Genomic DNA, 22,857 nt, shown 5'->3' with positions numbered 1-22,857 from the left:
AACGAGTCTAAGTCAGAAGGGCCGCTCCCCGAGTGGGGAACGGCCCTTCTGCACTAAGAAACTAGGCGCCGAGTGTGATGTTGGCGCCGGGGATCGCTTCAAGCAATTCCTGCGTGTAGGGATTGCTGGAGTTCTCAAAGACCTCGTCTGTCGACGCGGCTTCTACGATGCGGCCACCCTGCATGACGCACACGTTATCTGCCACCAGTCGCACGACAGCGAGGTCGTGCGTGATGAACAGATACGTGAGCTCAAGCTCGGTCTGCAACTCGGTGAGGAGATTCAGCACTTGCCCCTGAACCAGCACGTCAAGAGCCGAGACCGCTTCGTCGAGCACGAGCACCTCTGGCTTGAGTGCCAAGGCACGAGCGATAGCAACACGTTGACGCTGGCCACCGGAAAGTTCGCCGGGGTAGCGGTGACGTGCTGCCTGCGGCAGCGAGACCTGATCGAGCAGTTCGCTCACCCGGTTGTAGCGTTCCTTCGCAGTGCCGAGCTTGTGAGCAAGCAGCGGTTCTGCGATGGTGTTTCCCACGCTGTACTGCGGGTCGAGTGACCCATACGGGTCTTGGAAAACGGGCTGAACGCGGCGACGGAACTCGAGGAGTTCCTGTCCCTTGATTCCCGCGAGGTTCTTGCCATCGAACTCGATGTTTCCGCTCGTGAGCGATTCGAGCTGAAGAATCAGCTTGGCGACCGTCGACTTGCCAGAACCGGACTCCCCGACCAGCGCGGTCGTGGTGCCCTTCTTGACGCCAAAGGAAATGTCGTTGACGGCAAGAAGCTTGTCTTTGCGGAAGCCCTGCTTGCGAATCTCGTAGACCTTGGTGATATTGCTCACCTTGATCAGGTCCTCATCCGCTGATGCTTCTCGGGTTGCGGCACGAGCGATGAGAGCTTCATCGAGCGAGCCTTCACCGAAGATGCGCACGCTGTCGTCAGTCGACTTCGCCGATTTGATCGACTGGATGCGACGCGAGGCGAGGCTCGGTGCCGCAGCGACGAGACGCTGAGTGTACGGATGCTGTGGGTTCTCAAGAATCGCACGCGACGGTCCCGATTCCACAACCTTGCCCTTGTACATCACCACGAGTTGTTCAGCACGCTCAGCAGCCAGGCCGAGGTCGTGAGTGATGAAGAGCACGGAGGTGCCGTAATCACGCGTGAGTGTTTGCAGGTGGTCGAGGATCTGGCGCTGCACGGTGACATCGAGCGCAGACGTTGGCTCGTCGGCGATCAGGAGCTTCGGGCGAGCCGAGAGTCCGATACCGATGAGAACACGCTGGCGCATTCCACCAGAGAACTGATGAGGGAACTGTTTGAGTCGCTCGCTGGCATCGCTGAGGCCGGCTTCTTGCAGCACTTCGATGGTGCGTTGGCGCGCTTCTTTGCCCTGAGCGATTCCGTTGGCCTTAATCGCTTCCTCTACCTGGAAGCCAATGCTCCAGACGGGGTTGAGGTTCGACATCGGGTCCTGGGGAACGTAGCCGATCTGGCTACCGCGCACCTCAGCAAACTGAGCATCCGAGAATTGGGTGAGGTCGTGGCCTTCGAACTCGATCGAGCCGCCCGACACCTTGCCTGCACCCGGGAGGAGCCCAATAACTGCTTGCGCAGTCGTGGACTTGCCCGATCCGGATTCACCGACGATCGCGAGCGTCTGCCCCTGATACAGCGTCAGGTCGACGCCGCGGACGGCGGGCACAAGACCACGCTGAGTCTCGAAGCCAACTTCGAGGTTGCGAATCTTGAGCAGCGGTGTTTCTTCGTTCGAGGAGTCAGACGACACGGAAACTGTTTCTGGATTGGTCATCGGCGTGCTCTCGCTTCCGGGTCAAGGGCATCGCGAACTACGTCGCCGAACATCAGGAAGGCAAGCACGGTAATCGAAAGCGCAGCCGAAGGCAGCAAAAGCGTCTGCGGGTGCGTACGAACCGTTACTTGAGCCTGGTTGATCTCGTTACCCCACGACATAACGGTGGGCGGCAAACCAATTCCGAGGAATCCGAGAGTCGCTTCCGCAACGATGAAGATACCGAGCGACACCGTGGCCACCACAATTACGGGAGCAATCGAGTTGGGGATCACGTGGCGAACCAGAGTCTTGAATCGCGAGACACCGAGAGCGGCCGAAGCCGTGACGTAATCCGAGTTTCGAGCCGACAAGACTGCGCCACGCATGATGCGCGCAATCTGGGGCCACGCAAACAAGGAGAGCACGAGCGACACGGTGAGTGCGTCACGAACAGAGATTACCGAGAACAGAACGATTGCTCCGAGAACGGTGGGGATAGCGAAGAAGACGTCACCGACGCGCGAAACGAAGGAGTCGAGGAACCCGCCGTAGAAGCCCGCAAGAGCCCCGATCACGCCACCGAAAAGGGTCACGATCACCGTGGTCAGCAGACCGATGGTCACCGATGCCTGAGTTCCGAAGATGATTCGCGAGTAGACGTCACAGCCCTGGCGGTTAAACCCGAGAGGGTGACCGGCCTGTGGGTCTCCGTTACTGAACTTGAGGTAGCACTCGCGGGGGTCAGCGCTAGCGAAGAGCCCCGGGAACACCGCCACAACCACGATCACGAAGATCAAGCTGGCTGAGACCCAGAACATCGGACGACGACGCATGGCTTCCCAAGCGTCTGTCCAGGTGCTGCGGGCCTTACCGGTTTCATCAACCTGATCGATCTCAGCGACCGGAGTCTCTGCGAGAGAGGCGATGAAATGTTCTTGGCCGGGACGATGCCGACCAGTGTTGCTACTTGGCATAACGGATCCTTGGGTCAAGCGCGGCGTAGAGCAGGTCAACGAGCAGGTTGGCTAGCACAAAGATGATGACCATCACTGCGACGAAGGAAACCACAGTGGGACCCTCCCCTAGCCGGATTGCTCGATAGACGGTTCCACCGACACCGTTGATGTTGAAGATTCCCTCGGTCACAATCGCACCGACCATGAGCGAACCGATATCGACTCCCAGGTAGGTGACGACAGGAACAAGCGAGTTACGAAGAACGTGCACGGTGACAACTCGACGCCGCGAGAGTCCCTTAGCAGTGGCCGTGCGGACGAAGTCTGCGCCGAGGTTGTCTGCCACGCTCGCACGGGTAAGCCGCACGATATAGGCGAACGAAACCGAGGCGAGAACGATCGCCGGCAAAATGAGTTCGCCCCACGGCGCCGCACCGCTGACGGTGGTTCTTGCCCACCCCAGTTGGATGCCGAAGACGTATTGAAGCACAAAACCGACAACGAACGTCGGAACCGAAATCAGCAGAAGGCTGATCACGAGGGCGGAAGCGTCGAACAGCTTTCCCTTGCGGAGACCAGCAACGAGGCCGACGATGATGCCGAAGAAGGCCTCAATCGCGAGAGCAAGCAGCGCTAGTCGAGCGGTGATCGGAAAGGCCTGAGCCATAACGTCGATGACCGGTCGGCCGGAGAACGTCGTTCCCAGATCGCCTTGGAAGAGCCCACCGATGTACAGCAGATACTGAACGATGAAGGGTTTGTCGAGGTTGTACTCCGCTCGAACCGCTTCAATCACTCCGGGAGCTGGCGGGTGGTCGCCGTAAAGCGCAGCGATTGGATCGCCGGGAACCGCGAACACCATGAAATAGATCAAGAATGTCGCGCCGAAAAACACGGGGATCATCTGGAGGAAGCGCTTGCCTGCATACCAAAGCATCAGATGGTTCCCTCGAAGGAACGGATAAGCATAAGAGTCACAATCACTGAATGAGGGTACTCAGTGTAATGCCCGGGGCCTAAAGCTAGCCCCGGGCATTACACCTTGAGAGTGGAAACTGGGTAAAACTAAGAGCTAATTAGCCCTTGGTTACCTCGTTGTACAGCGGGACAGAGTCCCAACCGAATACAACATTGTCAACGGTGTCAGAGTAGACACCGGTGACGTTCGAGTACCACAGCGGGATCGAAGGAAGGTCGACCAGGAGAACTTCCTGAGCTTCCTGGTACTTCGCCGTTGCCTCTTCTACGGACGATGCGCTAGCACCCTCAGCAAGGATCTTCTCGAACTCGGGGCTCGAGTAGCCTTCCTTGTTCGAGCCGGCTCCATCAACGTAGAGCGGTCCGAGGAAGTTGTACAGCGACGGGTAGTCAGCCTGCCATCCGGCACGCGTTCCACCGGTGAGCGCGTTAGCGTCACGGTCGTTGAGCGCGTCTGCGAATGTCGGGTACGCCTTGCCCACAGCTTCAATGCCAAGCGTGTTGCTGATGCTGTTAGCTACAGCGTCAACCCATGCCTGGTGTCCACCATCAGCGTTGTACGCGAGGTCGAAGACGGTGTCTCCGTACGGCGCGATTGCGTCAGCTTCAGCCCACAGCTTTACAGCCTCATCCGGGTTGAAGTCGAGGACTTCAGCGCCAGCAAGGTTGTCGGAGTGACCAGCGATTACCGGCGACGTGAAGTCGGTTGCCGGCGTACGAGTGCCCTGGAAGATGACATCAGTGATTTCGGCGCGGTCGATCGACATCGAGATAGCTGCACGACGCAGCTTGCCCTCTTCGCCCGACCAGTGCTCGAGGTAGTACGGCATGTTGAACGCCTGGAAGATTGCTGCAGGCTGGTTCACCGAACGACCCGGGAAGTCCGACTCGTAGGTTGCGAATGCCGAGTCAGGGACAGCGTCGAGGATGTCGAGGTTGCCACCGAGAGCGTCAGCGTATGCCGCATCTTGACTCGTGTAGAAGATGATCGTCACGCCGCCGTTGACAGCCTTGCGTACACCGTCGTAGTCAGGGTTGGTGACGAGGTCGATCTGGACATCGTGCTGCCATCCGTCTTCAGCAACCATGTACGGACCGTTACCGACAGGGTTCTCACCGAATGCGTCAAGGTCTTCCCAAGCCGACTCGGGCAGCGGCATGAATGCCGAGTAGCCGAGACGCAGCGGGAAGTCTGCCTCAGGGTTGATCAGGGTGACGGTGAACTCGGTGTCGCTGACAACGTCAAGACCCGTGAGCTCTGATTCCTCGTCGTAGCTGAAGCCCTCGATGTTGTCGAAGAAGTACGAGGAGCTTTGCGCGTTGCTGAGCAGTGCGCCGTACTGCCATGCCTTGACGAAGGAGTCAGACGTTACAGCTTCACCGTTGGTGAAGGTCCAGCCGTCGTTCAGCGTGACGTTCCACACCTGTCCGTCTTCGGATTCGATCGACTGAGCTACTTCGTTGACTACATCGCCATCAGCGGTGTAGGAAACGAGACCAGCGAAAATCGAGGTGACGATCTTGCCGCCACCAGTTTCGGTGGTGTTGGTCGGAATGAGCGACTGCTGTGGCTCGCTACCGTTCGTGGTGATGATCGCGGCGGTGTCGCTTTCGGCGGGCGCCTCGCTGGCCGAGCAACCCGCAAGTGCGAGTGCTGAGGCTGACAGCAGTGCGATTGCACTGATGCCCATGCGTGATCTCTTCAATGTTTCCTCCTGTGCAGAATTGCGCTAACGGCACGGAATTTTTGGCGCCGCACCGCGCTTGATAGTTCACACCCTAAAACGGGGGGATGCCCCAATCAAAACTGTAAAGCCAAACGTTACACAGCGGTAACGCTCGTGAAGATTATGTGCATACTTTGCAGAATTCCCGCGCACGATCGCTGCCATTCACTACAAAACTGCGCAAACCTCTCCAGAGCGACGCCCAGCAACGTGAGTTAACATCTTTCCATGTCGCAATCGAGCCCGGCTTCCCGCGCGCCCCAGACCATACTGATCTTCGACGGTGACTGCGCCTTTTGCACCCTCTGGGTCAATCGTTTGCAGGCAATTCTTCCGGTATTCCCCGAGAGCACTCCCTGGCAATGGATCGATCTCGACGACTACGCCCTCACTCGGGACGACGTTGAGAAAGCGGCCTGGTTCGTGACTCCTACTCGACAGTTCGCCGGCCACATGGCGTTCTCAGCCCTTCTGAGAATTCAGCCAAATTTCGGATGGCGCTTCCTTGGGCATCTCATTGCCACCGAGCCCTTCAGCATGATCGCCTCCCTCGGCTACCGTTTCGTCGCGCGCTTCCGGCACCGTCTGCCCGGCGGAACTCCAGCCTGCGCCATGCGCCCCTCCGAGTGAGCTCAGCACCAGCGCTTCCTCAGTCGCGCGGCCGGCTCTGGACAGAGATCTCGATCGTTCTTGCGCTCTCGCTCGGGGCATCCGCGATCTATTCGATCGTCTCGATCACGAACAGACTGACGCGTACCGAATCGCTGTCGCAGCAAACCGCAACGCTGAATTCGTCACTCAGCACACGGCCAACCTTCGACCTGATCTATCAGCTGCTCGGTATCACTTTTGATCTCGCGCCCGTCGCGCTCGTCGCGTTCCTGTTGTGGAGTGCGACCACGCCGCGACTATCGAGACTGGGAATCGACTTCACACGCCCGACTCGCGATGGGCTCACCGGAATCGCTCTCGCCCTTGCGATTGGCATCCCCGGAATCGCGGTCTACCTCGCCGGGCGTGCCCTCGGCATCACCGTCAATGTTGTCCCCGCTGCACTCGACCAATACTGGTGGACCGTGCCCGTGCTGCTGCTCTCGGCGCTGCGTGCCGGTATTACCGAAGAAGTCATCGTGATCGGCTACCTTTACGCCCGACTCGGCGACCTTGGCTGGAGCCGGTGGCAGATCATTATCTCGACTGCGATCCTGCGCGGCAGCTATCACCTCTACCAGGGCATTGGCGCGTTTGTCGGCAACGTCGCCATGGGATTGCTTTTCGGCTGGCTCTACACGCGCTACCGTCGAGTGCTGCCCCTTGTCATTGCCCACACCCTTATCGACGCTGCCATCTTTGTCGGCTACGGCTGGGCTCTAGGAGCGTTTCCCGCGCTCTTCGGCGCCACGGAATAGTTCTCCACAACCAGTACCGTTCGCTACACCCGAGGCGTAGAGTGTGGCGCATGTCGTCGGAAATCACTATTGAAACAGTGCCAAGCCACGTCGTTGCCGGCATCGAGTTCTCGACAACGATGCAAACTCTGCCTGCCGACATGAGCGGCGCAATCGGCACCCTGCTCACCGAGACTGCCGACCCCGCCATCACCGTCGCGGGGCCCGTGATGGCCGTGTACACCGAAGAGATGCGCACCGATGGGCCATGGAAGTGCGAAGTCTGCGTTCCAGTCGCGAATGGGCTCATCGACCATCCAGTGCTCGCGACACACGAACTCGCTGGCGGCCGCGTTGCTACGGTCACACATCACGGTGCCTACAGCGGCCTCAAGGCCACCTACAACGACGTTTTTGATTGGTTTAGCGAACACGGCCACACCTACGCCGGAGCACCCCGCGAAATATACCTCAACACCCCTGGCGAGGTTGCCGAAGCAGAGCTCCTCACCCGCCTCGAATTTCCCGTGGTTCCCGCCGCCGAATAGCTCCAGAGAGGAAACAACCATGAAAACGAACCCCTACCTGAGCTTTAGAGACAATGCTCGCGAAGCTCTTGCCTACTACCAGTCCGTGTTCGGCGGCACCACGGAAATTCATACCTTCGCCGATTTCAACGCCAGTGAAGATCCCGAAGAACAAGAGTGGGTCATGCACGGCCAGCTGGAATCCCCGGCCGGAATCACGCTGATGCTGGCCGACACCCCCAAAACCATGGACTACAGCCCTGGCGGATCGATGTCGATCTCGATTGCGGGCTACCTGAGCGAAAAAGCCGCCATCGAGGGCTACTGGGAAAAGCTGTGCGACGGTGGTCGAATCGACATGCCGCTCGAGCGCGCCGAATGGGGCGGGATCTTCGGAATGGTGCTCGACCGCTACTCCGTGAACTGGATCGTCAGCATCAGCGACGACAACGAGACGCGTTAGCGCCGCACTGCAGCGGTCTGCGTCGCCGCAGCGCTGACCCCCTCGAGCGGGCATCCTCAGGATGCTCCGCTTCGAGAGTCAGCGAGCCGCGGCCTGAGCGACTACGTGCAATTCGGACGACAGGACCGCTGGCTGAGGGCATCCACGAGCACCTTGCCGAGGTCTTCTGGCACGGCAGCGGAATACGCTGCACCACCCGTCGACTGCGCAATTTCCGTCATCGACTCCAGGTCAGTGTCCGGACCGAAACCGATCAAGATCACTGGAACGGGCTCATTCGGATCGTCGAGCGCTTTCAAGTTTTTGAGAAGCGTCGACAGGCTGATGCCGTTGTCGTCTTCGTTGTAGCCATCAGTGATGAGCAGAACCGAGTTGATCTTCGACGGGTCGTAGTCTTCCTTGACCTCTTTGACCGCAGCCAAGATGGTGTCATAGAGCCCCGTGTAGCCATAAATGCGATCTGGCAACGATGCGACGACGTCATTGATTTGAGCAACATGGTCGGGATCAGATAGCGGTGCAATCGGCGACAGCGGTTCCCAGTCCTGAGTGCCGATACGGTTCTGCGAGAAGGCCCACACGCCCAGCTCGGCTTCGCCCGAGAACTTTGACAGCGCCTCACTAGCAGCGAGCTGGAACACGTCGATTCGTCGCAGGCCATTATTCGCCGGATCCAGCATGGAACCTGAAGTGTCAATGACAACGAGGAGTCGCGAACGAAGCGTAAGAACACTCCACGAACGAAGAATCTCGATCTGTACTGCAGCATCTGCCGTCGGCTTCGCTTCAGTGGCTGTCTCGGGAACTCCCGTCACGCGCAAGTCGCCGCCACCATCAGCATCGCGGAAACCCTCCTTGGCCAATACTTCAGCCGACGAGCGCGTTGCCGCCGCCAGCGCCGTAAGAAGTCGTTGCGGAGCATCGGCAGCGACTATTTCACTCGCTACTGCAGCGGAAGCGCCTGTGGACGTAGAGGTCGCTGAAGTGGACGTCTCAGCTTCTTCATCCCCACCGACGACCTCAACAAAGGGGTAGGTCAATTCGACCGTTCCGTCCGTCGGATATAGCGCGATCATGGGCGAGGACTCAGACCCGCTGTTGTAGGTGGCAACTTCGCGCTCCGTCGTCACGACAACGGTGGGCAGAGTTGCGTCAGTCGCGAGCCCGAAAGCCTCTTCGGAAGTCTGGGGAATTGTTTTTCCCATGGCGATCATGGCACCCGCGAACTGGCGCGGATCTTCAGCAGACGAGACCGACTGCAGCTGCGCAAGGCCAGCAAGGCTCGCGGTATTCGCCTCGGGGTCAGGGACCAGGGTCACCACAGTGCCGCTGAGTAGTGATTCCCACGACAGCGGCGTATCGCCGAGGTCAGCGACTTGCGATGCGGATGTAGCCAGCACTACCGGGGTGCTCGCCACGTAGTCGGTGATCTCGAGCTCGGGGGCAGTGCGCCCCAACGAGTCGGCCATCGATGTGACGCGATCGAGCCAAGCCGCCGAGTCAGGAACCCACGCGTCGAGATCGCCGGCAGCACCTGAAGCGAAGAGAGCAGCGGTGTCTGCCGAAACGAGCGAGCGGACTTCGGTTTCCGTGCAGTTGCCGTCGGCCTCATCGAACTCCGCCGCGACGATAGTGAGGGCAGGAGCAATCGACGGGTCAGCGGCGATTACGACAGGGCGAGTCTCTGTGCAGCCGCCCGCTAACGGAGCAACAGCATCCGAAATCCATCCAATTGCACCCAGTTGGATGCCAGCGAGAGAGAGTGCTGCAATGGCAACCAGTGCCACCGGCGCCAGCCACCAACGCTTCTTCCACCGTTGCCAAAAAGTTTTACGGTGTCGATGCCGTCGGGTGGTCACGAAGCTCTCCAGTCGGTGAGAAAGCGATTTGGGGTCGTCGGGTCGACCACTCGCTGTACACCAAACGCACATTACAACACCTGAAGAGAGAAAATCCAGCTAAAGTGAAGAATTTTACCCACGGCAGATGCCGATGCCAGACGAATGCTGGTGTCCCACATTCGGGGGACACAATTATGGCGCGTGCAGAACCGAACTGGATCGGTTCCGCACGCGCCAATTTCCGTTACTCAAGCAACGAAATTTAGGGCATTTCTCTAGTGCGCAAACGCCTCAATCGGCGGGCACGAGCAGACCAAATTGCGGTCGCCATACGCGTTGTCAACACGGCGTACCGGCGGCCAGTACTTGCCTGAAACGAGAGAGCTCAACGGATACACCGCTTGCTCACGCGAATACGAGTGATCCCAGTCGCCCGCGATCACCGAATGCGCCGTGTGCGGAGCATTGATGAGGGGATTGTCGTCGGCTGGCCACGTTCCGGCCGCCACGGCATCCGCTTCTTCCTTGATGGCAATCATCGCGTCGATGAAGCGATCGAGCTCGGCGAGGTCTTCGCTCTCGGTAGGTTCAACCATGAGCGTGCCCGATACCGGGAACGACATCGTCGGAGCGTGGAAACCGTAGTCAATGAGGCGCTTGGCGACATCGTTGTTGTCGATGCCGGTCGCTTCCTTGAGCGGACGCAGATCGAGGATGCACTCGTGAGCAACGAGGCCGTTGTCTCCCGCGTACAGCACCGGGAAGTGCTCGCGTAGGCGCACCGCAATGTAGTTGGCCGAAAGCACAGCGGCACCGGTCGCGGCTTTGAGGCCAGCCGAGCCCATCATGCGCACGTAGGCCCACGTGATCGGCAGAATGCTCGGGCTTCCGTACGGTGCAGCACTGACCGCTCCCCCGGCGTGAACATACGGGCCGGCAGCACCGGTCTGCATGTCGAAAGCCGGATGATGCTGGCTCTGCGCCATGGGGTGTCCAGGCAAGAACTTAGCCAAGTGCGCTTTCGCCACAACCGGACCAACGCCGGGACCGCCACCACCGTGAGGGATGCAGAAGGTCTTGTGCAGGTTGAGGTGACTGACGTCTCCGCCAAAGTCACCGAACCGCGCGTAACCGAGCAGAGCGTTGAGGTTGGCGCCATCGACGTACACCTGTCCGCCAGCATCGTGCACGGCCTGCGTGATTTCACGCACTTCGTGCTCGTAAACACCGTGGGTGGAGGGGTAGGTGATCATGAGGGCGGCGATTTCACTCGCGTGCTCGGCGATCTTGGCGCGCAGGTCGTCGAGGTCGACGTTGCCGAGATCATCACAGGCGACAACAACGACGCGCATTCCGGCGAGCATGGCGCTGGCGGCGTTCGTGCCGTGCGCACTCGACGGAATGAGGCAGATCGTGCGTTCCGGGTTGCCATTCGCGCGGTGATAGCCACGAATCGCGAGGAGCCCCGCGAGCTCGCCCTGGCTTCCGGCGTTCGGCTGCAACGACGCGGTGTCGTAACCGGTGACCTCAGTGAGCCACGATTCGAGGTGCGAAATCATGACGAGATAGCCCGACACATCTTCGGCCGGAGCGAAGGGATGAATGCCCGCAAATTCCGGCCAGCTCACCGCTTCCATCTCGGTCGCTGCGTTGAGCTTCATCGTGCACGAGCCCAGCGGGATCATGCCGCGGTCGAGCGCGTAGTCCTTGTCGGCGAGGTACTTGAGGTAGCGCATCATGCTCGTCTCCGAGCGGTGCGTGTTGAACACCGGGTGCGTGAGGTACTCGCTCGTGCGGTTGAGATCCTTGGGGATTGTGGTGTCGTCGGGCGAGTAGCTGAAGAAGCCACCCTCGAGCCCAAAGGCTTCCGCGAGATCGTTCTCTTGCGCTGCGAGCATTCCGCCGTAGGGCTGCGTCGAGACTTCGTCGAAGCTCAAACGAACAGTGTCAGCATCCACAACATAGAGCAGGATGTCGCTCTCGAGCGCCTTGGCGGCTATCGCTTGCGCCTGGCCCTTTTTCGTCACCGACAGGGTGTCGAAGAAGGTCTCGTTCTCGACCGTGTAGCCGGCAGCGGTCAAGCGTGCTGCGAACTTGGCGGTGTCGTGGTGGATGCGCTGAGCGATTCGCTTGAGGCCCTGCGGTCCGTGATAAACGGCATACATGGATGCCATAACAGCGAGCAAAACCTGCGCGGTACAGATGTTGGAGGTCGCTTTCTCGCGGCGGATGTGCTGCTCCCGCGCCTGCAACGAAAGACGGTAGGCGGGGTCGCCAGCGGCATCCTGAGATACGCCGACGAGGCGGCCGGGCAACTGGCGTTCGAGGCCCTTGCGCACCGACATGTAGCCGGCGTGCGGTCCGCCGAAGCCCATCGGAACGCCGAAGCGTTGCGTGGTGCCGACGGCAACATCTGCGCCGAGTTCACCTGGCGACTTGAGAATCGTCAACGCAAGCAGATCAGCGGCAACAACGGCGAGTCCGCCATGCGCTTTCACCGCAGCGATAACCTCGCTGGAATCCCACACGCGACCGGTTGCCCCCGGGTATTGGATGAGCGCGCCGAAGCACTCCGGCAACTCAGGGTTCGCACCGAGCGTTGCCAGGTCGATCTCAACAAGCTCAATTCCGAGAGCCTCCGCGCGGTTCGCCAGCAGAGCCTTGGTCTGCGGAAAAGTGTCGGCATCCACGATGAACACGGGCGACTCCACGCGAGCCGCACGGCGCGCAAGGAGCATCCCCTCAACAGCGGCGGTGCCCTCATCGAGCATCGACGCGTTCGTCGTGGTCATTCCAGCAAGGTCAGCAACCATCGTCTGGAAGTTGAGGAGAGCCTCAAGGCGACCCTGCGAAATCTCCGGCTGGTACGGCGTGTAGGCCGTGTACCAGCTCGGGTTTTCGAGCACGTTGCGCTTGATCACCGCGGGTGTGATGGTGTCGTAATAACCGAGACCGATCATGCTGCGACGAATCTTGTTTGCGCCAGCGAGAGCACGCAGTTCGGCGAGCGCTTCACGCTCGGAAGCAGGAGCCGGGATCGTGGAATTCACAATCGGAGTCTGGTGAATCGCGGGCGGAACCGCGGCATCCACGAGCGATTCAAGGCTGTCGTAGCCGACAGCGGCCAACATGCTGGCCTGGGCTGCGTCATCCGTGCCGATGTGGCGGTCAGCAAACGTGCCGCTGATGAAAGGGTTGGGCATTATTCGCCTGTCAATGCGGTGTATTCGTCGAGGCTGAGCATCGACGGGAGTTCAGTAAATTCGATCTTCACGAGCCAGCCATCACCGAAGGGGTCACTGTTGACGAGTTCTGGGCTGTCGGCGACAGCATCGTTGGATTCGACGACGATTCCCGCAACGGGAGCGAAGAGTTCGCCCACCGACTTGGTCGACTCAATCTCGCCGACGATCTTGCCCTCAGCGACAGTGGCGCCGACCTTGGGCAGATCAACGAAAACGATGTCGCCCAGCTTGCCTGCAGCGAAGTCGGTGATTCCGACCGTCGCGACATTGCCGTCAACCAACACCCACTCGTGCTCGGCGGTGTACTGCAATTCGCTCTTCTCAGCCATGATCAGGCCTCTCTTTTGTAGAAGGGTAGGGAAACAACGGATGCAGCAATGCGACTGCCCCGCACATCAATGTGAAGCTCGGTGCCGACTTCGCTCACGGCGGGGTCGACATAAGCCATCGCGATGGGGTGGCCCAAGGTCGGCGAGAGCGCACCCGAGGTAATGACGCCAACTTCTTTATCACCGTGAAAGAGCAGGTACTCGGCGCGACCGGCGCGACGACCTTCAGCGGCGAGGCCGACGAGCACGCGGGCACCAGCATCCGGCCCGGCTTCGATCGCACTGCGACCGACGAAGTCGCCCTCCTTGCTGAGCGCAACAACGCGGCCGAGGCCCGCCTGCACGGGGAAGGTGCTGAGGTTGAGTTCGTGACCGTACAGCGGCATTCCCGCTTCGAGGCGGAGAGTGTCTCGGCACGCGAGACCGGCGGGCACGAGGCCGAGCGGTTCGCCGGCGACGGTGAGCGCTGCCCAGAGGTCGGCCGCGGCATCCACATGAATGTACAACTCAAAGCCGTCTTCGCCCGTGTAGCCAGTGCGACCGATAATGAGGTCGGTGCCATTGAAAGTGGCCGCGGTTTCGCGGTAGTACTTCAGTTCATCGAGCGGCGTAGCGAAGTCGCCGAGACCGGCGGTCGCTTCGAGGATGGCGCGCGAGACCGGACCCTGCACGGCGATGAGCGCGTAGTCGTCGCTCTCGTCGGTGACCACTACGTCAAAGTCGGCAGCGCGCTCGGTGAGAGCAGTTGCGGCAGCGAAACGGTTGCCTGCGTTCGCCACGACGAGGAAATGGTCGTCGGCAAGGCGATAGGTCACGAGGTCATCGATGATGCCGCCCGCCTCATTGAGCAACAGGCTGTACTTGGCTTGTGCCAAGGCAATACCCGAGAGCTTGCCCGCGAGTGCGTAGTCGAGGTACGCGCCAGCGTCAGCGCCGCGCACGTGAATCTCGGCCATGTGCGAGATGTCGAAAATGCCGGCAGCGGTGCGCACGGCATGGTGCTCGGCGAGGTCGGAGCTATACCGCACCGGCATCATCCAGCCAGCGAAATCGGTGAACGCAGCACCGAGTTGCTCATGGATGCTGTGCAACGGCGAATACCTCACCGCGGTGGGCGAAGATTCAGCGGATGAAGCTTCAGAACTTGATACATCGGTCACGGAGTTCTCCTGGCGCATGGGCTAGTGAATAGAACTCCCCCTCTGTGATGAGCCTGAGAGCTTCACACGCTAAACGCTAGCGAGCTTTCACCGTCGGCGGAACCTCAGGGTGATGCGAGGTTCTCTTTCCAGAGTGGCCAGTGCGGTGCGGTACGTGAACCTGAGAGATTGGCGGGGAGGCTTGCTCCTTCGGTGCCGGCCTGGCGCTTGCCAATTTCAGTTGACTAGCGCTGGGTGCCCGGCTCTCCCGCATCGTGTTGCGGCCCGATGTTCAGTTGTGAGTTCAGCATAGCAATGTGGGGAGGGCAATCGCGTTACAGGAGCGCTGAACTGAGCAACAAACTGGTCTCGCTGTTCACGACACCTTCCACATTTCGCATGCGGGCCAGCACCCGGTCGAAGTTGCTGAGGCTGTCGGTGCGGATGTCTGCCACCAGATCCCAGGCGCCGTTGGTGGTGTGAAGTTCATGGATCTCGGGAAGGCCTCGCAACTGGCTGATCACAGAGTCCGTCGATCGCCCTTCTACCTCCACAAAGGCAATCGCCCGAATAAACGAGGGGTCGCGATCTTCCCGAATACGGATCGAGAAACCGAGCACTGTGCCGTTGCTCACGAGGCGATCGATACGGCTCGTGACGGTCGCGCGGGTGACGTTAAGGCGACGCGAGAGGCTCGCCACGGACTCGCGCGCATCGGCTCGAAGCGCGGCGAGGAGGCGACGATCGAGGTCATCTAAGTCAGACATACACAAAGTGTATAATTTAGCCTTGCATTATGCCTAGTTATTGGCCGGAAATAGCGTCGACTGGGAGTTGTAGCTACATAGTGCACATTCGTAACGTAGGAAGCACGATTACCGCAACGAAAGGAGTGACCATGGTTCACTACGTAGACGTCAACAACATGCGCCGCTGGATTGCCGACACCGGCATCGAGCCAGTCATTATGGGCATCGTGGGTTACCTCGAACAGGATTATGCCAAGTGGCCCCAGTTCGACAAGTCACCTCGCGTTGCCGCCCACTCCCCCGAAGGCGTCATCGAATTGATGCCGACGAGCGATGGCGAAACGTACGGCTTTAAGTATGTCAATGGCCACCCATCCAACCCTGCACTGGGCTTCCAGACCGTGACTGCGCTCGGCATGCTTGCCCGCGTCGACAACGGCTACCCCACCTTCTTCTCGGAGATGACCCTGCTTACGGCGTTGCGCACCTCTGCGACCTCCGTCATGGCCGCGCGCGCTTTGGCTCGCCCCGACTCCAGTGTTCTCGCCCTCATCGGCACCGGCACTCAGTCTGAGTTCCAGGCACTCGGCTTCCGCGCCGGCCTCGGCATCACGAGCCTGCGCGTCTGGGACACCGACCCCGCCGCGATGGACAAGTTCATCCGCAACGTTGAGCCACTCGGTTTCGACATCGTGCGCGCAACCTCAGCAGCAGACGCTGTTGCGGGCGCCGACATCGTCACCACGTGCACCGCCGACAAGAAGAACGCGACGATTCTCACCGCCGACATGATTGAACCCGGCATGCACCTCAACGCCATTGGCGGAGACTGCCCGGGCAAGACAGAACTCGAAGAGGCCATCGTGCGCAACTCGACCGTGTTCGTCGAGTTTCCCGAGCAAACCCGCATCGAGGGCGAAATTCAGCAGGTTGAAGCGGACTCCCCCATCACCGAGCTGTGGGAAGTTCTCGCCGGAACCGCGACTGGCCGCAGCTCCGCTGAGGAAGTGACACTCTTCGACTCCGTTGGCTTCGCGATCGAAGACTTCTCGGCACTGCGCTACGTCTTCGACGCTGTTCGCGACACCGACTATGCAACGAACCTTGACCTGATTGCCGACCCTGCTGACCCCAAGGATCTGTTCTCGCTCGTGTCGCGCGTTCCTGTACTGACCGCGTAGGCCACCGATGAGCGTTCAGGCCCCTTCGGCCGCTGTTCTCATCCGTCCGCACCGTTTCACACCGAATAGCCAAACTGCGGGCGACAATGCCTTCCAGTCGACTGACCCCAGCCGCACTCCGGATGAGATTGCTCGCGCCGCGTACGACGAGTCCACCCAAGTGGCCGAGACGTTGCGTGACGCGGGCGTCAACATCCACGTGTTTGAGGATGAGGAGAGCACTCGGCCCGACAGTGTGTTCCCGAACAACTGGTTCTCGACGCACAGTGGTGGCCGCGTTGCGGTGTATCCGATGTTTGCTCCAAACCGGCGCACCGAGCGACGCACCGATGTCATTGAAATGTTGAAGCATGACTTTCGGGTGCAGGATGTCGTGGACTATTCCGGATTAGAGCACGACGGCATCTACCTTGAGGGCACCGGCGCGATGGTCATCGACCACACCAACCGGGTCGCGTATGCGGCAGAATCGCACCGCGCCAACCCGCTCGCGCTCGAACGGTTCTGCGCATCCTTCGGCTATGAGCCAATGATGTTTGAGGCCCGCGACAGCCACGGCGTGCCGATTTATCACACCAACGTCATGATGTGCATTGCGACCGACTTCGCCATGATCGGGCTCGACCTGATTACGTCGGGAGATCGCCGCATGGAAATGGCCGAGCGCCTGACCGCCCCCGGTCGCACGCTGATCGACCTCACGGCTGAGCAGATTGCTAACTTTGCGGGAAATGCTCTCGAGCTGAGGACTCCGAACGGCCGCATCTTGGCCCTCTCAAACCGCGCACTCGCGAGTCTCACTCGCGCTCAGCGCTCGGTGATCGAAGCCAGCTGCGAGATCGTGCCGCTCGACATTCCGACGATCGAGTTGGCCGGTGGCTCAGTGCGCTGCATGGTGGCCGGCATCCATTTGGATCGTCGTTCACGCATGGCCGCGGATGTTGCCGCCGGCGTTCCTGCTGCCGACGCTGCCGAAGCAGCCCCGACAGCAGGCGCCTAGCCAATCTGTGGTGGAAGCGGGTCCCTCCGCCTTCGCCACAGACCTCAGCGACCTGCGCCACCAGTGGTGTTGCAGGTTGCTGGGCGTTCGCTAACTGCAGTTCGGGCGGCAGTCGCGCTGTGACAACGCCTCGAGCATCACGTTACTGAGCTCAGTGGGGTTGTTTGCTTGGTAGGCCGTTCCACCGGTGACCTGGGCGATCTTTCGCATCGCTTCGACGTCGGTGTCTGGCCCAATTCCGACGAGTACCACGGGAACGGGCTCATCTGTGTTGACATCGATCATTGCGTTCAGCTCGTCAACCAGCGTCTCCAAGGAAATGCCGTTGTCGTCTTCGTTGCGACCATCGGTGATCAGAACCACTGAGTTGACTTTGTCGGGATCAAAGTCGTCTCGCACATGGGTGACCGCAGCGAGCACGGTGTCATTGAGGCCGGTGTAGCCGTTGATGCGCGACGGTAGAGTGTCGATGATTTCCTGAAGACTCTCAACATGCTCCGGGTCATTCATCGATCGGATGCCTGCAACGTCTTCCCAGTCTTCCTCGCCAACACGCTCCTTCGAGAAGAGCCACATGCCCAGCTCATCATCCTCTGAAAGCGTGCTGAAGGCATCCTCAGCCGAGTTCTGGAACATCTCGATGCGGCGCTGACCATCCCACGCTCGTTCCAGCATGGAACCTGACACATCAACAACCGTGAGGATGCGTGAGCGCAGGTTGAGAGAGTTCCAGTTGCGCAGGATGCTGACGAGTTCGTCGGTGTCTCCCACCGACTTGGTGGCTACGGGCGCGGCGATAACACCGGAAGCGAGGATCTCACCTTCACCAGCGTTATCGCGGAAGCCCTCGGCGTTCAATACCTGCGAAGAGCCGCGAACAAGATCAGCGAACTCCTCAAGCAGCTTCGTGCGCGCCGTTTCGATCTCAGCGAGCTCCGTTTGCTCTTCTTCGGTCAGGCGCGAGGCTTCAACTTCGCTCAGAGTGGAGTTCTCCACGACCACGAACGGATAGGTCAACGCAACAGTTCCTTCGGACGGGTACAAAGCGACAAGCGGCTCGTCAGGGCTCGACGCGTTGTGCTCCACGATCTCTCGTTCCGTCGCGAGAGCAACCGTTCGTGAGTCAGAGATCTGAAGCTCAGCGAACGCCGCCTTTGTCGAATCGGGAATCGAGCGCCCGAGATTCATCAGCACACGATCAAAGTCTTCAGCATCGCCATCCGCAGCAAGATCATTGAGAGTCGCGAGCGCGATCATACTGGACGATGACGACTCGGGGTCGGGCAGAAGCGTGCGGTACCGACCGTCGAGGATCGCACCCCAGCCCACCTCCGACGCTTCGAATTCAGCGACCTTCACGGCCGGGGTTGCCAGAACAAGCGGGCTCGATGCGATCGAATCCCACTCCTGCGTCTTGGGGATTTCGCGTCCGAGAGCGGTCGCAGTGCTTTCCACTCGGTTCAACCAAATCGGCGAATCAGGGATCCAGGCGTCAGCACCAGTGGAGGTGCCGGATGCCAGCAATGCCGCGGTATCCGCGGAGCGCTGCGTCACAATTGTGGCCGAGAGGCACTGACCAACGTGCTCCGCATTGAAAGCATTGGCGACGGTTTGGACGGTCGACGAAATGGTGGGATCGGTGACGACGACAAGTTCGGTGGCATTCGGGCATCCGAAAGTCTGGGCCACAAAATCGTCGAGCTTGTTCTGGGCAGCAAGCGCTACGAGAGCGCCACCACCGGCGAGGGACAGGGTGAGCAGGGTTGCGAGGGCGGGTGTACTAGCGCGGAGGAACCAGGATTTAATTGTTCTGGAACGGTGGCGGGGTCGGGACACAGGGGGACTCCATCGATCACGGGTGCACTTGATTTCGGGGGAACCAAGAGTTGACCCCCTTTCGGGGGCCTACACAATAGTGACACAATTTCGCTTCAATAAAACGGCCTTACACAGGTTATTCTCAGTATCGTTGCGTGAAACCAACGAATATCCCGGTGAGACGCCTGATTTTCTCTCCTCGCGCAAGATCTTTGCATGGGGATAAAGTGCTTACTGGCCTCTACGCCGTTCATTGCCGCGACGGTAGTTTCCCGTCGCCCGCGCCACAACCTGCTGATCAGAGGCTGCACTCGTTCCTTAAATGATGCGAACCTACGCGCGCAACTCGATCGCAACGGATTGCCCTGCAGTGCCGCGAAGCTTCTGCGCGAGACGGATTGCCGTGTACTTGGCGCCGTACTTTTTCTTGAGAGCCGCATCCATGGCATCCAAAGTCTCGGCATCATGATGAACACTCGCTGTCGCCGGCACCGTGGCTGCACCCTCGGTGATCGTGCCACGCATGTCGCACGCGGTCAGTTCGACGCGATCAGTATGAGCGATGCGCTTCACCTTGCCCGAATGGGGCGCCGTCGTGACAAACATGCGATCGCCATCCGCAACAATCCACACCGGGGTGGAGACCGCATCCCCCGACTTGCGGAAAGTAGTGAGCGACACATAAGGCTCGGTGGCCAGAGCGGAGAATTCAGGAGAAGTCATCTCCCCATTATCGCCGCCTGCGCCACTACGCCTTGAAGTTGACGAGTTTGTGAGTTCCATCACAAAACGGCTTGATGTCTGAGACTCCACAGCGGCAGAGCGCGACGGTGCGCCGTGATTGAGGAATGGGCTCGCCGTCTGACGATCGCAAATTAATTGTGCCTCGAACCAGAAGCGGTCCGTCGGCACAAGCAACCACTTCGGCATCGTCAGAGCCGCGCGCCTCAGGGGAATTGTGAGACTGCTTGTTCATCGTGCCGCCACCTCTCCGATCGGGTTGGAATCATTCGCGAAGTCGCCGGTCGCCAGCGCCGCGAGAGGCTTTCGAAGCGACGAACGCCCGGCCTCGAACGACTCCAGCATGTGCTTCGCCACCCACTCGTCAAGGAGGAGGCACGCACCCGCGCCAAAGAAAATCTCGCTCAGCAACGCTGGCTCGCTCTCCGCCAAACCGCCAGCCAAGTCGCGCGCCGCAATCTGTTCATGAACCGCATCGGCTTCCACATGCTCATCGAAGTACTCGGTGACATCGTCTCCGTAACCGAGGCGGCGGAAGCCACGTGCATACAGCTTGTTGGGGATCGATGACGTCATTTCGAATGCCGCCAGGTGACCGACGATGGCCCCGCGAAGTCGGCGATGGAGCCCAAACATCGACATCATGTTGAACGACGCCAGCGTGATTGCTGGCGCGTAGTTGAGGTACGCGCCATACCGCGAATCGAGCCCCACACCGCGCATGGTGCGAGCATAAATTTCGGAGTGCATCCGATCTCGGCGCCCGGCGCCATACTCATCGGACTGAATCTCGACCAGCGCCGCCTTGGCCCGACCGCGAAGGCGCGGAATTGCCCAGGAGTGCGGGTCAGCTTCCTTCAACGTATAGATCGAGCGCTGCACCAAGTACTCGTGGGCTTGATCCGCCGTGAGTTTCTTTGCCACATAGCGAGAGAGACTCGGGCCGGAGTCTGCGCTGGTGAACTCAAAAAGGGCGGCAGCGACATCCTCGTCCGCAGCGTTCGGCAACTCCGGAATGGTGACCGCCGCACGGAGCTGCGCCTCGAACGCCTGCTCAAGATCGAGGCGCGCCGCGATAGTGCCCAGATCCCACTCCCAGCGATCGCCATTTTCCACCACGGCCCCGTAGTAGAGGCCATAGAGCAGGAACAGCGACAATTGCACGTCTTCATCGCGGATGAAATCGCGGCCGCTTTCGACAGCGGACGCCACAGCTTCAGGCAATCCCACAATCTCTTGCGGTTTGCTCTGCTGTGAAAAGGCGTCAAGCAGCAGCTCGCTAATCGGGCCACGGGCCTCGATCTCTTCATTGCACCATTTGTCGTACTCTGCCGAATTTCCGGGAAGAGAGTTCTCGCTTGTGGCCATAATGACCTCTCCTTTTCATCTGAAAGTGGGGATTGAATCGTTGTACGATCTCCGCCGATCGTTCAGCTTTACTCATGGAATCTTTGACGGTCGGGCTGGAAGATTGCTGCGCGATTCTTGGGACTTTGCCGGTTTTTCGACCGCAGCGGAGTGTTAGGTTGGTGGCGTCCCCACGGGAGCCCTAATGCAGGGGCTGAGAGGGAGCTGACGCAGCTTCGACCGTCGAACCTACCGGGTAATGCCGGCGAAGGAAGTACGGCTCATGCGCCCCACACATTCGATCCCCGCTGTTCCGTCTGCCTCCCCTGCGGCTCCGTTAGCCACACGCCGCGCGGTGCGCGGCGGCATCTTCGGCAACTATGTCGACCAGTTCGACATCTTTTTGCCGGTCATTGCGCTGGCTCCGGCATCCGCTCAGCTCTTCGGGTCGGACAACCTTGTCGGCAACGCGGGGTTGATCTTCGTCGCGACGTTGCTGGGGCGACCGATCGGGGCGGCAATCTTCGGGGCGATCTCTGATCGCATTGGGCGAACGGCCACCACCAAGGTTGCACTGCTGGGCGTTGCACTGACGACCCTACTGATCGCGTTTGTGCCCGACCATACTGTGCTCGGCGGCGGCACCCTGGCGGCGATTCTGCTGCTGCGATTCGTCGGCGGCATCTTCCTCGGCGGCGAATACACCTCCGCGATCCCGCTCGCTATGGAGTGGTCGCAGCCCGAACGACGAGGGCTCGTGAGCGGGCTCATCATGTGGATGTCGCCGTGGGCCAACGCCTCGATCGCAGGCCTAGTGTTTGTGCTGCAGAGCGTGCTCGATGCCGCCGCCTACAACCAGTGGGGCTGGCGAACGCTCTTCGTGCTTGGATCACTGCTCGCGTTCACGATGCTGTTCTACTACCGCGCGCGCGTCGAAGAGTCGCCGCGGTGGCAACGCCCGGTGCAGCGCGCGAACCCTCTGAAAGAGATTGTGGTGGGCCGCCACCGTCGTGCGCTCTGGCAGGTGTTCATCATGATGAGCGGGCTCTGGTTGCTCACGAACATGGCGATTCCAGTGCTGGCCGGGCAGCTTGGCTCGGGCGCTGGGGCGTTGGGCGCGACCGGGACTCTGGATGGTCGAACCCTGTCATTCGCGATGATGATCGGCACCGCGGCATCCGCTCTCACTATGGCAGCGTGCGGGCATCTCTCGACGCTCACCGGGCGGCGACGGTTCTTTATCGGCTTTGGGATGCTGACTGCTGTCGCGGGACCACTCGCTTTTCTTGCTGTTTTTGCCGCACCGACCCTGGGGCAGCTTGTGCTGGGTGTCGTCGTGCTTCAGGTAGTGACGGTGTCGGCCTATGGGCCAGTGGGCGCGTACCTCGTCGAGCGCTTCCCCACCGCGGTACGGGCGAGCGGGTACGGAGTGGGCTACAGCCTGTCGATCGTGATCCCGGCGCTCTACCCGTACTACCTGCCCGCGCTGCAGAGCGTGCTCGGCCAGCAGGGTGCCGTGGCTGCGCTGCTCGCGCTCGGCGGGGTGCTGATCGCCGTGGGGGCGTTCCTCGGGCCCGAGACGGCGCGGGTTGATCTCGACGCTGGTGAGTCAGCACCGCTCGCGTAGACCGTG

Annotated in this window: 20 protein-coding genes and 2 riboswitches; of the genes, 7 read left to right on the top strand and 13 right to left on the bottom strand. The window is 60.3% G+C overall.

Annotated elements, in window-relative coordinates; translation table 11 throughout:
* Nucleotides 1–61: 61 nt before the first annotated feature.
* From I6E60_RS12310 to I6E60_RS12295, 4 genes are all read right to left on the bottom strand, one after another.
* Nucleotides 62–1,813: an ABC transporter ATP-binding protein gene (locus tag I6E60_RS12310; RefSeq protein WP_197125561.1), complete on the bottom strand. Its 1,752-nt coding sequence runs from the start codon at nucleotides 1,811–1,813 to the stop codon at nucleotides 62–64.
* Nucleotides 1,810–2,769 carry an ABC transporter permease gene (locus I6E60_RS12305; protein ID WP_197125563.1) on the bottom strand — a complete coding sequence of 320 codons (960 nt, stop codon included), beginning with the start codon at nucleotides 2,767–2,769 and terminating at the stop codon, nucleotides 1,810–1,812. Before I6E60_RS12305 ends, I6E60_RS12310 begins: the two co-directional genes overlap by 4 nt.
* Nucleotides 2,759–3,688: an ABC transporter permease gene (locus I6E60_RS12300; protein ID WP_197125564.1), complete on the bottom strand. Its 930-nt coding sequence runs from the start codon at nucleotides 3,686–3,688 to the stop codon at nucleotides 2,759–2,761. Before I6E60_RS12300 ends, I6E60_RS12305 begins: the two co-directional genes overlap by 11 nt.
* Nucleotides 3,689–3,827: 139 nt before the next feature.
* A complete protein-coding gene (locus I6E60_RS12295) occupies nucleotides 3,828–5,420 on the bottom strand; it encodes an ABC transporter substrate-binding protein (RefSeq protein WP_231601532.1) in 1,593 nt (530 codons plus the stop codon).
* Nucleotides 5,421–5,684: 264 nt separating this feature from the next.
* Here I6E60_RS12295 and I6E60_RS12290 point away from each other — a divergent pair, with 264 nt between their 5' ends.
* The 4 genes from I6E60_RS12290 to I6E60_RS12275 are packed head-to-tail and all read left to right on the top strand — an operon-like array spanning nucleotide 5,685 to nucleotide 7,834.
* The gene (locus tag I6E60_RS12290) at nucleotides 5,685–6,086 is read left to right on the top strand and encodes a thiol-disulfide oxidoreductase DCC family protein (protein WP_197180599.1); all 402 of its coding nucleotides are present in this window, start codon (nucleotides 5,685–5,687) and stop codon (nucleotides 6,084–6,086) included.
* On the top strand, nucleotides 6,083–6,865 hold the full coding sequence (locus tag I6E60_RS12285) for a CPBP family intramembrane glutamic endopeptidase (RefSeq protein ID WP_197180597.1): 783 nt from the start codon (nucleotides 6,083–6,085) through the stop codon (nucleotides 6,863–6,865). The genes I6E60_RS12290 and I6E60_RS12285 overlap by 4 nt, the downstream gene beginning before the upstream one ends.
* Before the next feature lie 50 nt (nucleotides 6,866–6,915).
* The gene (locus tag I6E60_RS12280) at nucleotides 6,916–7,392 is read left to right on the top strand and encodes a GyrI-like domain-containing protein (protein WP_197180595.1); all 477 of its coding nucleotides are present in this window, start codon (nucleotides 6,916–6,918) and stop codon (nucleotides 7,390–7,392) included.
* 19 nt (nucleotides 7,393–7,411) lie between these two features.
* Nucleotides 7,412–7,834, top strand: coding sequence for a VOC family protein (locus I6E60_RS12275; protein WP_197125569.1), 423 nt, complete (start codon nucleotides 7,412–7,414; stop codon nucleotides 7,832–7,834).
* Nucleotides 7,835–7,935: 101 nt separating this feature from the next.
* Here the strand turns inward: I6E60_RS12275 and I6E60_RS12270 are convergent, their stop codons facing one another.
* From I6E60_RS12270 to I6E60_RS12250, 5 genes are all read right to left on the bottom strand, one after another.
* Entirely contained in the window at nucleotides 7,936–9,621 is a 1,686-nt protein-coding gene (locus I6E60_RS12270) for a VWA domain-containing protein (RefSeq protein WP_197180593.1), read from the bottom strand.
* A 329-nt stretch (nucleotides 9,622–9,950) separates the two neighbouring features.
* Nucleotides 9,951–12,878, bottom strand: a complete 2,928-nt coding sequence (gene gcvP / locus I6E60_RS12265) for an aminomethyl-transferring glycine dehydrogenase (RefSeq protein WP_197180591.1) — start codon at nucleotides 12,876–12,878, stop codon at nucleotides 9,951–9,953.
* On the bottom strand, nucleotides 12,878–13,249 hold the full coding sequence (gene gcvH / locus I6E60_RS12260; RefSeq protein ID WP_197180589.1) for a glycine cleavage system protein GcvH: 372 nt from the start codon (nucleotides 13,247–13,249) through the stop codon (nucleotides 12,878–12,880). Before gcvH ends, gcvP begins: the two co-directional genes overlap by 1 nt.
* Nucleotides 13,250–13,251: 2 nt before the next feature.
* Nucleotides 13,252–14,409 carry a glycine cleavage system aminomethyltransferase GcvT gene (gene gcvT, locus I6E60_RS12255; RefSeq protein ID WP_197180587.1) on the bottom strand — a complete coding sequence of 386 codons (1,158 nt, stop codon included), beginning with the start codon at nucleotides 14,407–14,409 and terminating at the stop codon, nucleotides 13,252–13,254.
* Nucleotides 14,410–14,547: 138 nt separating this feature from the next.
* A riboswitch (glycine riboswitch) is annotated at nucleotides 14,548–14,669 on the bottom strand.
* Nucleotides 14,670–14,723: 54 nt separating this feature from the next.
* Nucleotides 14,724–15,155, bottom strand: a complete 432-nt coding sequence (locus I6E60_RS12250; protein WP_197107398.1) for an Lrp/AsnC family transcriptional regulator — start codon at nucleotides 15,153–15,155, stop codon at nucleotides 14,724–14,726.
* 131 nt (nucleotides 15,156–15,286) lie between these two features.
* Here I6E60_RS12250 and I6E60_RS12245 point away from each other — a divergent pair, with 131 nt between their 5' ends.
* The gene (locus I6E60_RS12245) at nucleotides 15,287–16,318 is read left to right on the top strand and encodes an ornithine cyclodeaminase (RefSeq protein WP_197180585.1); all 1,032 of its coding nucleotides are present in this window, start codon (nucleotides 15,287–15,289) and stop codon (nucleotides 16,316–16,318) included.
* 7 nt (nucleotides 16,319–16,325) lie between these two features.
* Entirely contained in the window at nucleotides 16,326–17,318 is a 993-nt protein-coding gene (gene ctlX, locus I6E60_RS12240) for a citrulline utilization hydrolase CtlX (protein WP_197125580.1), read from the top strand.
* Between the two features lie 90 nt (nucleotides 17,319–17,408).
* Here the strand turns inward: ctlX and I6E60_RS12235 are convergent, their stop codons facing one another.
* The 4 genes from I6E60_RS12235 to I6E60_RS12220 all read right to left on the bottom strand — a co-directional run bounded on the left by I6E60_RS12235 (nucleotide 17,409) and on the right by I6E60_RS12220 (nucleotide 21,245).
* Nucleotides 17,409–19,154 (bottom strand): VWA domain-containing protein, encoded by a 1,746-nt coding sequence (locus tag I6E60_RS12235; protein WP_197180583.1) that lies wholly within the window; start codon nucleotides 19,152–19,154, stop codon nucleotides 17,409–17,411.
* 315 nt (nucleotides 19,155–19,469) lie between these two features.
* Nucleotides 19,470–19,859: a PPOX class F420-dependent oxidoreductase gene (locus tag I6E60_RS12230; protein WP_197125584.1), complete on the bottom strand. Its 390-nt coding sequence runs from the start codon at nucleotides 19,857–19,859 to the stop codon at nucleotides 19,470–19,472.
* A gap of 25 nt (nucleotides 19,860–19,884) precedes the next feature.
* Nucleotides 19,885–20,112: a CDGSH iron-sulfur domain-containing protein gene (locus I6E60_RS12225; RefSeq protein WP_197180581.1), complete on the bottom strand. Its 228-nt coding sequence runs from the start codon at nucleotides 20,110–20,112 to the stop codon at nucleotides 19,885–19,887.
* On the bottom strand, nucleotides 20,109–21,245 hold the full coding sequence (locus tag I6E60_RS12220; RefSeq protein WP_197180579.1) for an iron-containing redox enzyme family protein: 1,137 nt from the start codon (nucleotides 21,243–21,245) through the stop codon (nucleotides 20,109–20,111). The genes I6E60_RS12225 and I6E60_RS12220 overlap by 4 nt, the downstream gene beginning before the upstream one ends.
* A 162-nt stretch (nucleotides 21,246–21,407) precedes the next feature.
* A riboswitch (TPP riboswitch) is annotated at nucleotides 21,408–21,517 on the top strand.
* Between I6E60_RS12220 and I6E60_RS12215 the strand changes: the two genes are divergently transcribed.
* Nucleotides 21,508–22,851: an MFS transporter gene (locus tag I6E60_RS12215; protein WP_231601528.1), complete on the top strand. Its 1,344-nt coding sequence runs from the start codon at nucleotides 21,508–21,510 to the stop codon at nucleotides 22,849–22,851. It overlaps the preceding riboswitch by 10 nt.
* Nucleotides 22,852–22,857 lie beyond the last annotated feature (6 nt).

The sequence above is a fragment of the Salinibacterium sp. SWN167 genome, assembly GCF_015864665.1.
Classification (GTDB): domain Bacteria; phylum Actinomycetota; class Actinomycetes; order Actinomycetales; family Microbacteriaceae; genus Rhodoglobus.
This window is presented reverse-complemented; position numbering and strand designations above follow the sequence as displayed.

Coding starts and splice junctions, on each gene's coding strand:
- I6E60_RS12310 (WP_197125561.1), bottom strand. CDS start 1,813: ATGACCAATCCAGAAACAGTTTCCGTGTCGTCTGACTCCTCGAACGAA.
- I6E60_RS12305 (WP_197125563.1), bottom strand. CDS start 2,769: ATGCCAAGTAGCAACACTGGTCGGCATCGTCCCGGCCAAGAACATTTC.
- I6E60_RS12300 (WP_197125564.1), bottom strand. CDS start 3,688: ATGCTTTGGTATGCAGGCAAGCGCTTCCTCCAGATGATCCCCGTGTTT.
- I6E60_RS12295 (WP_231601532.1), bottom strand. CDS start 5,420: ATGGGCATCAGTGCAATCGCACTGCTGTCAGCCTCAGCACTCGCACTT.
- I6E60_RS12290 (WP_197180599.1), top strand. CDS start 5,685: ATGTCGCAATCGAGCCCGGCTTCCCGCGCGCCCCAGACCATACTGATC.
- I6E60_RS12280 (WP_197180595.1), top strand. CDS start 6,916: ATGTCGTCGGAAATCACTATTGAAACAGTGCCAAGCCACGTCGTTGCC.
- I6E60_RS12275 (WP_197125569.1), top strand. CDS start 7,412: ATGAAAACGAACCCCTACCTGAGCTTTAGAGACAATGCTCGCGAAGCT.
- gcvP (WP_197180591.1), bottom strand. CDS start 12,878: ATGCCCAACCCTTTCATCAGCGGCACGTTTGCTGACCGCCACATCGGC.
- gcvH (WP_197180589.1), bottom strand. CDS start 13,249: ATGGCTGAGAAGAGCGAATTGCAGTACACCGCCGAGCACGAGTGGGTG.
- I6E60_RS12250 (WP_197107398.1), bottom strand. CDS start 15,155: ATGTCTGACTTAGATGACCTCGATCGTCGCCTCCTCGCCGCGCTTCGA.
- I6E60_RS12245 (WP_197180585.1), top strand. CDS start 15,287: ATGGTTCACTACGTAGACGTCAACAACATGCGCCGCTGGATTGCCGAC.
- ctlX (WP_197125580.1), top strand. CDS start 16,326: ATGAGCGTTCAGGCCCCTTCGGCCGCTGTTCTCATCCGTCCGCACCGT.
- I6E60_RS12230 (WP_197125584.1), bottom strand. CDS start 19,859: ATGACTTCTCCTGAATTCTCCGCTCTGGCCACCGAGCCTTATGTGTCG.
- I6E60_RS12225 (WP_197180581.1), bottom strand. CDS start 20,112: ATGAACAAGCAGTCTCACAATTCCCCTGAGGCGCGCGGCTCTGACGAT.
- I6E60_RS12220 (WP_197180579.1), bottom strand. CDS start 21,245: ATGGCCACAAGCGAGAACTCTCTTCCCGGAAATTCGGCAGAGTACGAC.
- I6E60_RS12215 (WP_231601528.1), top strand. CDS start 21,508: ATGCGCCCCACACATTCGATCCCCGCTGTTCCGTCTGCCTCCCCTGCG.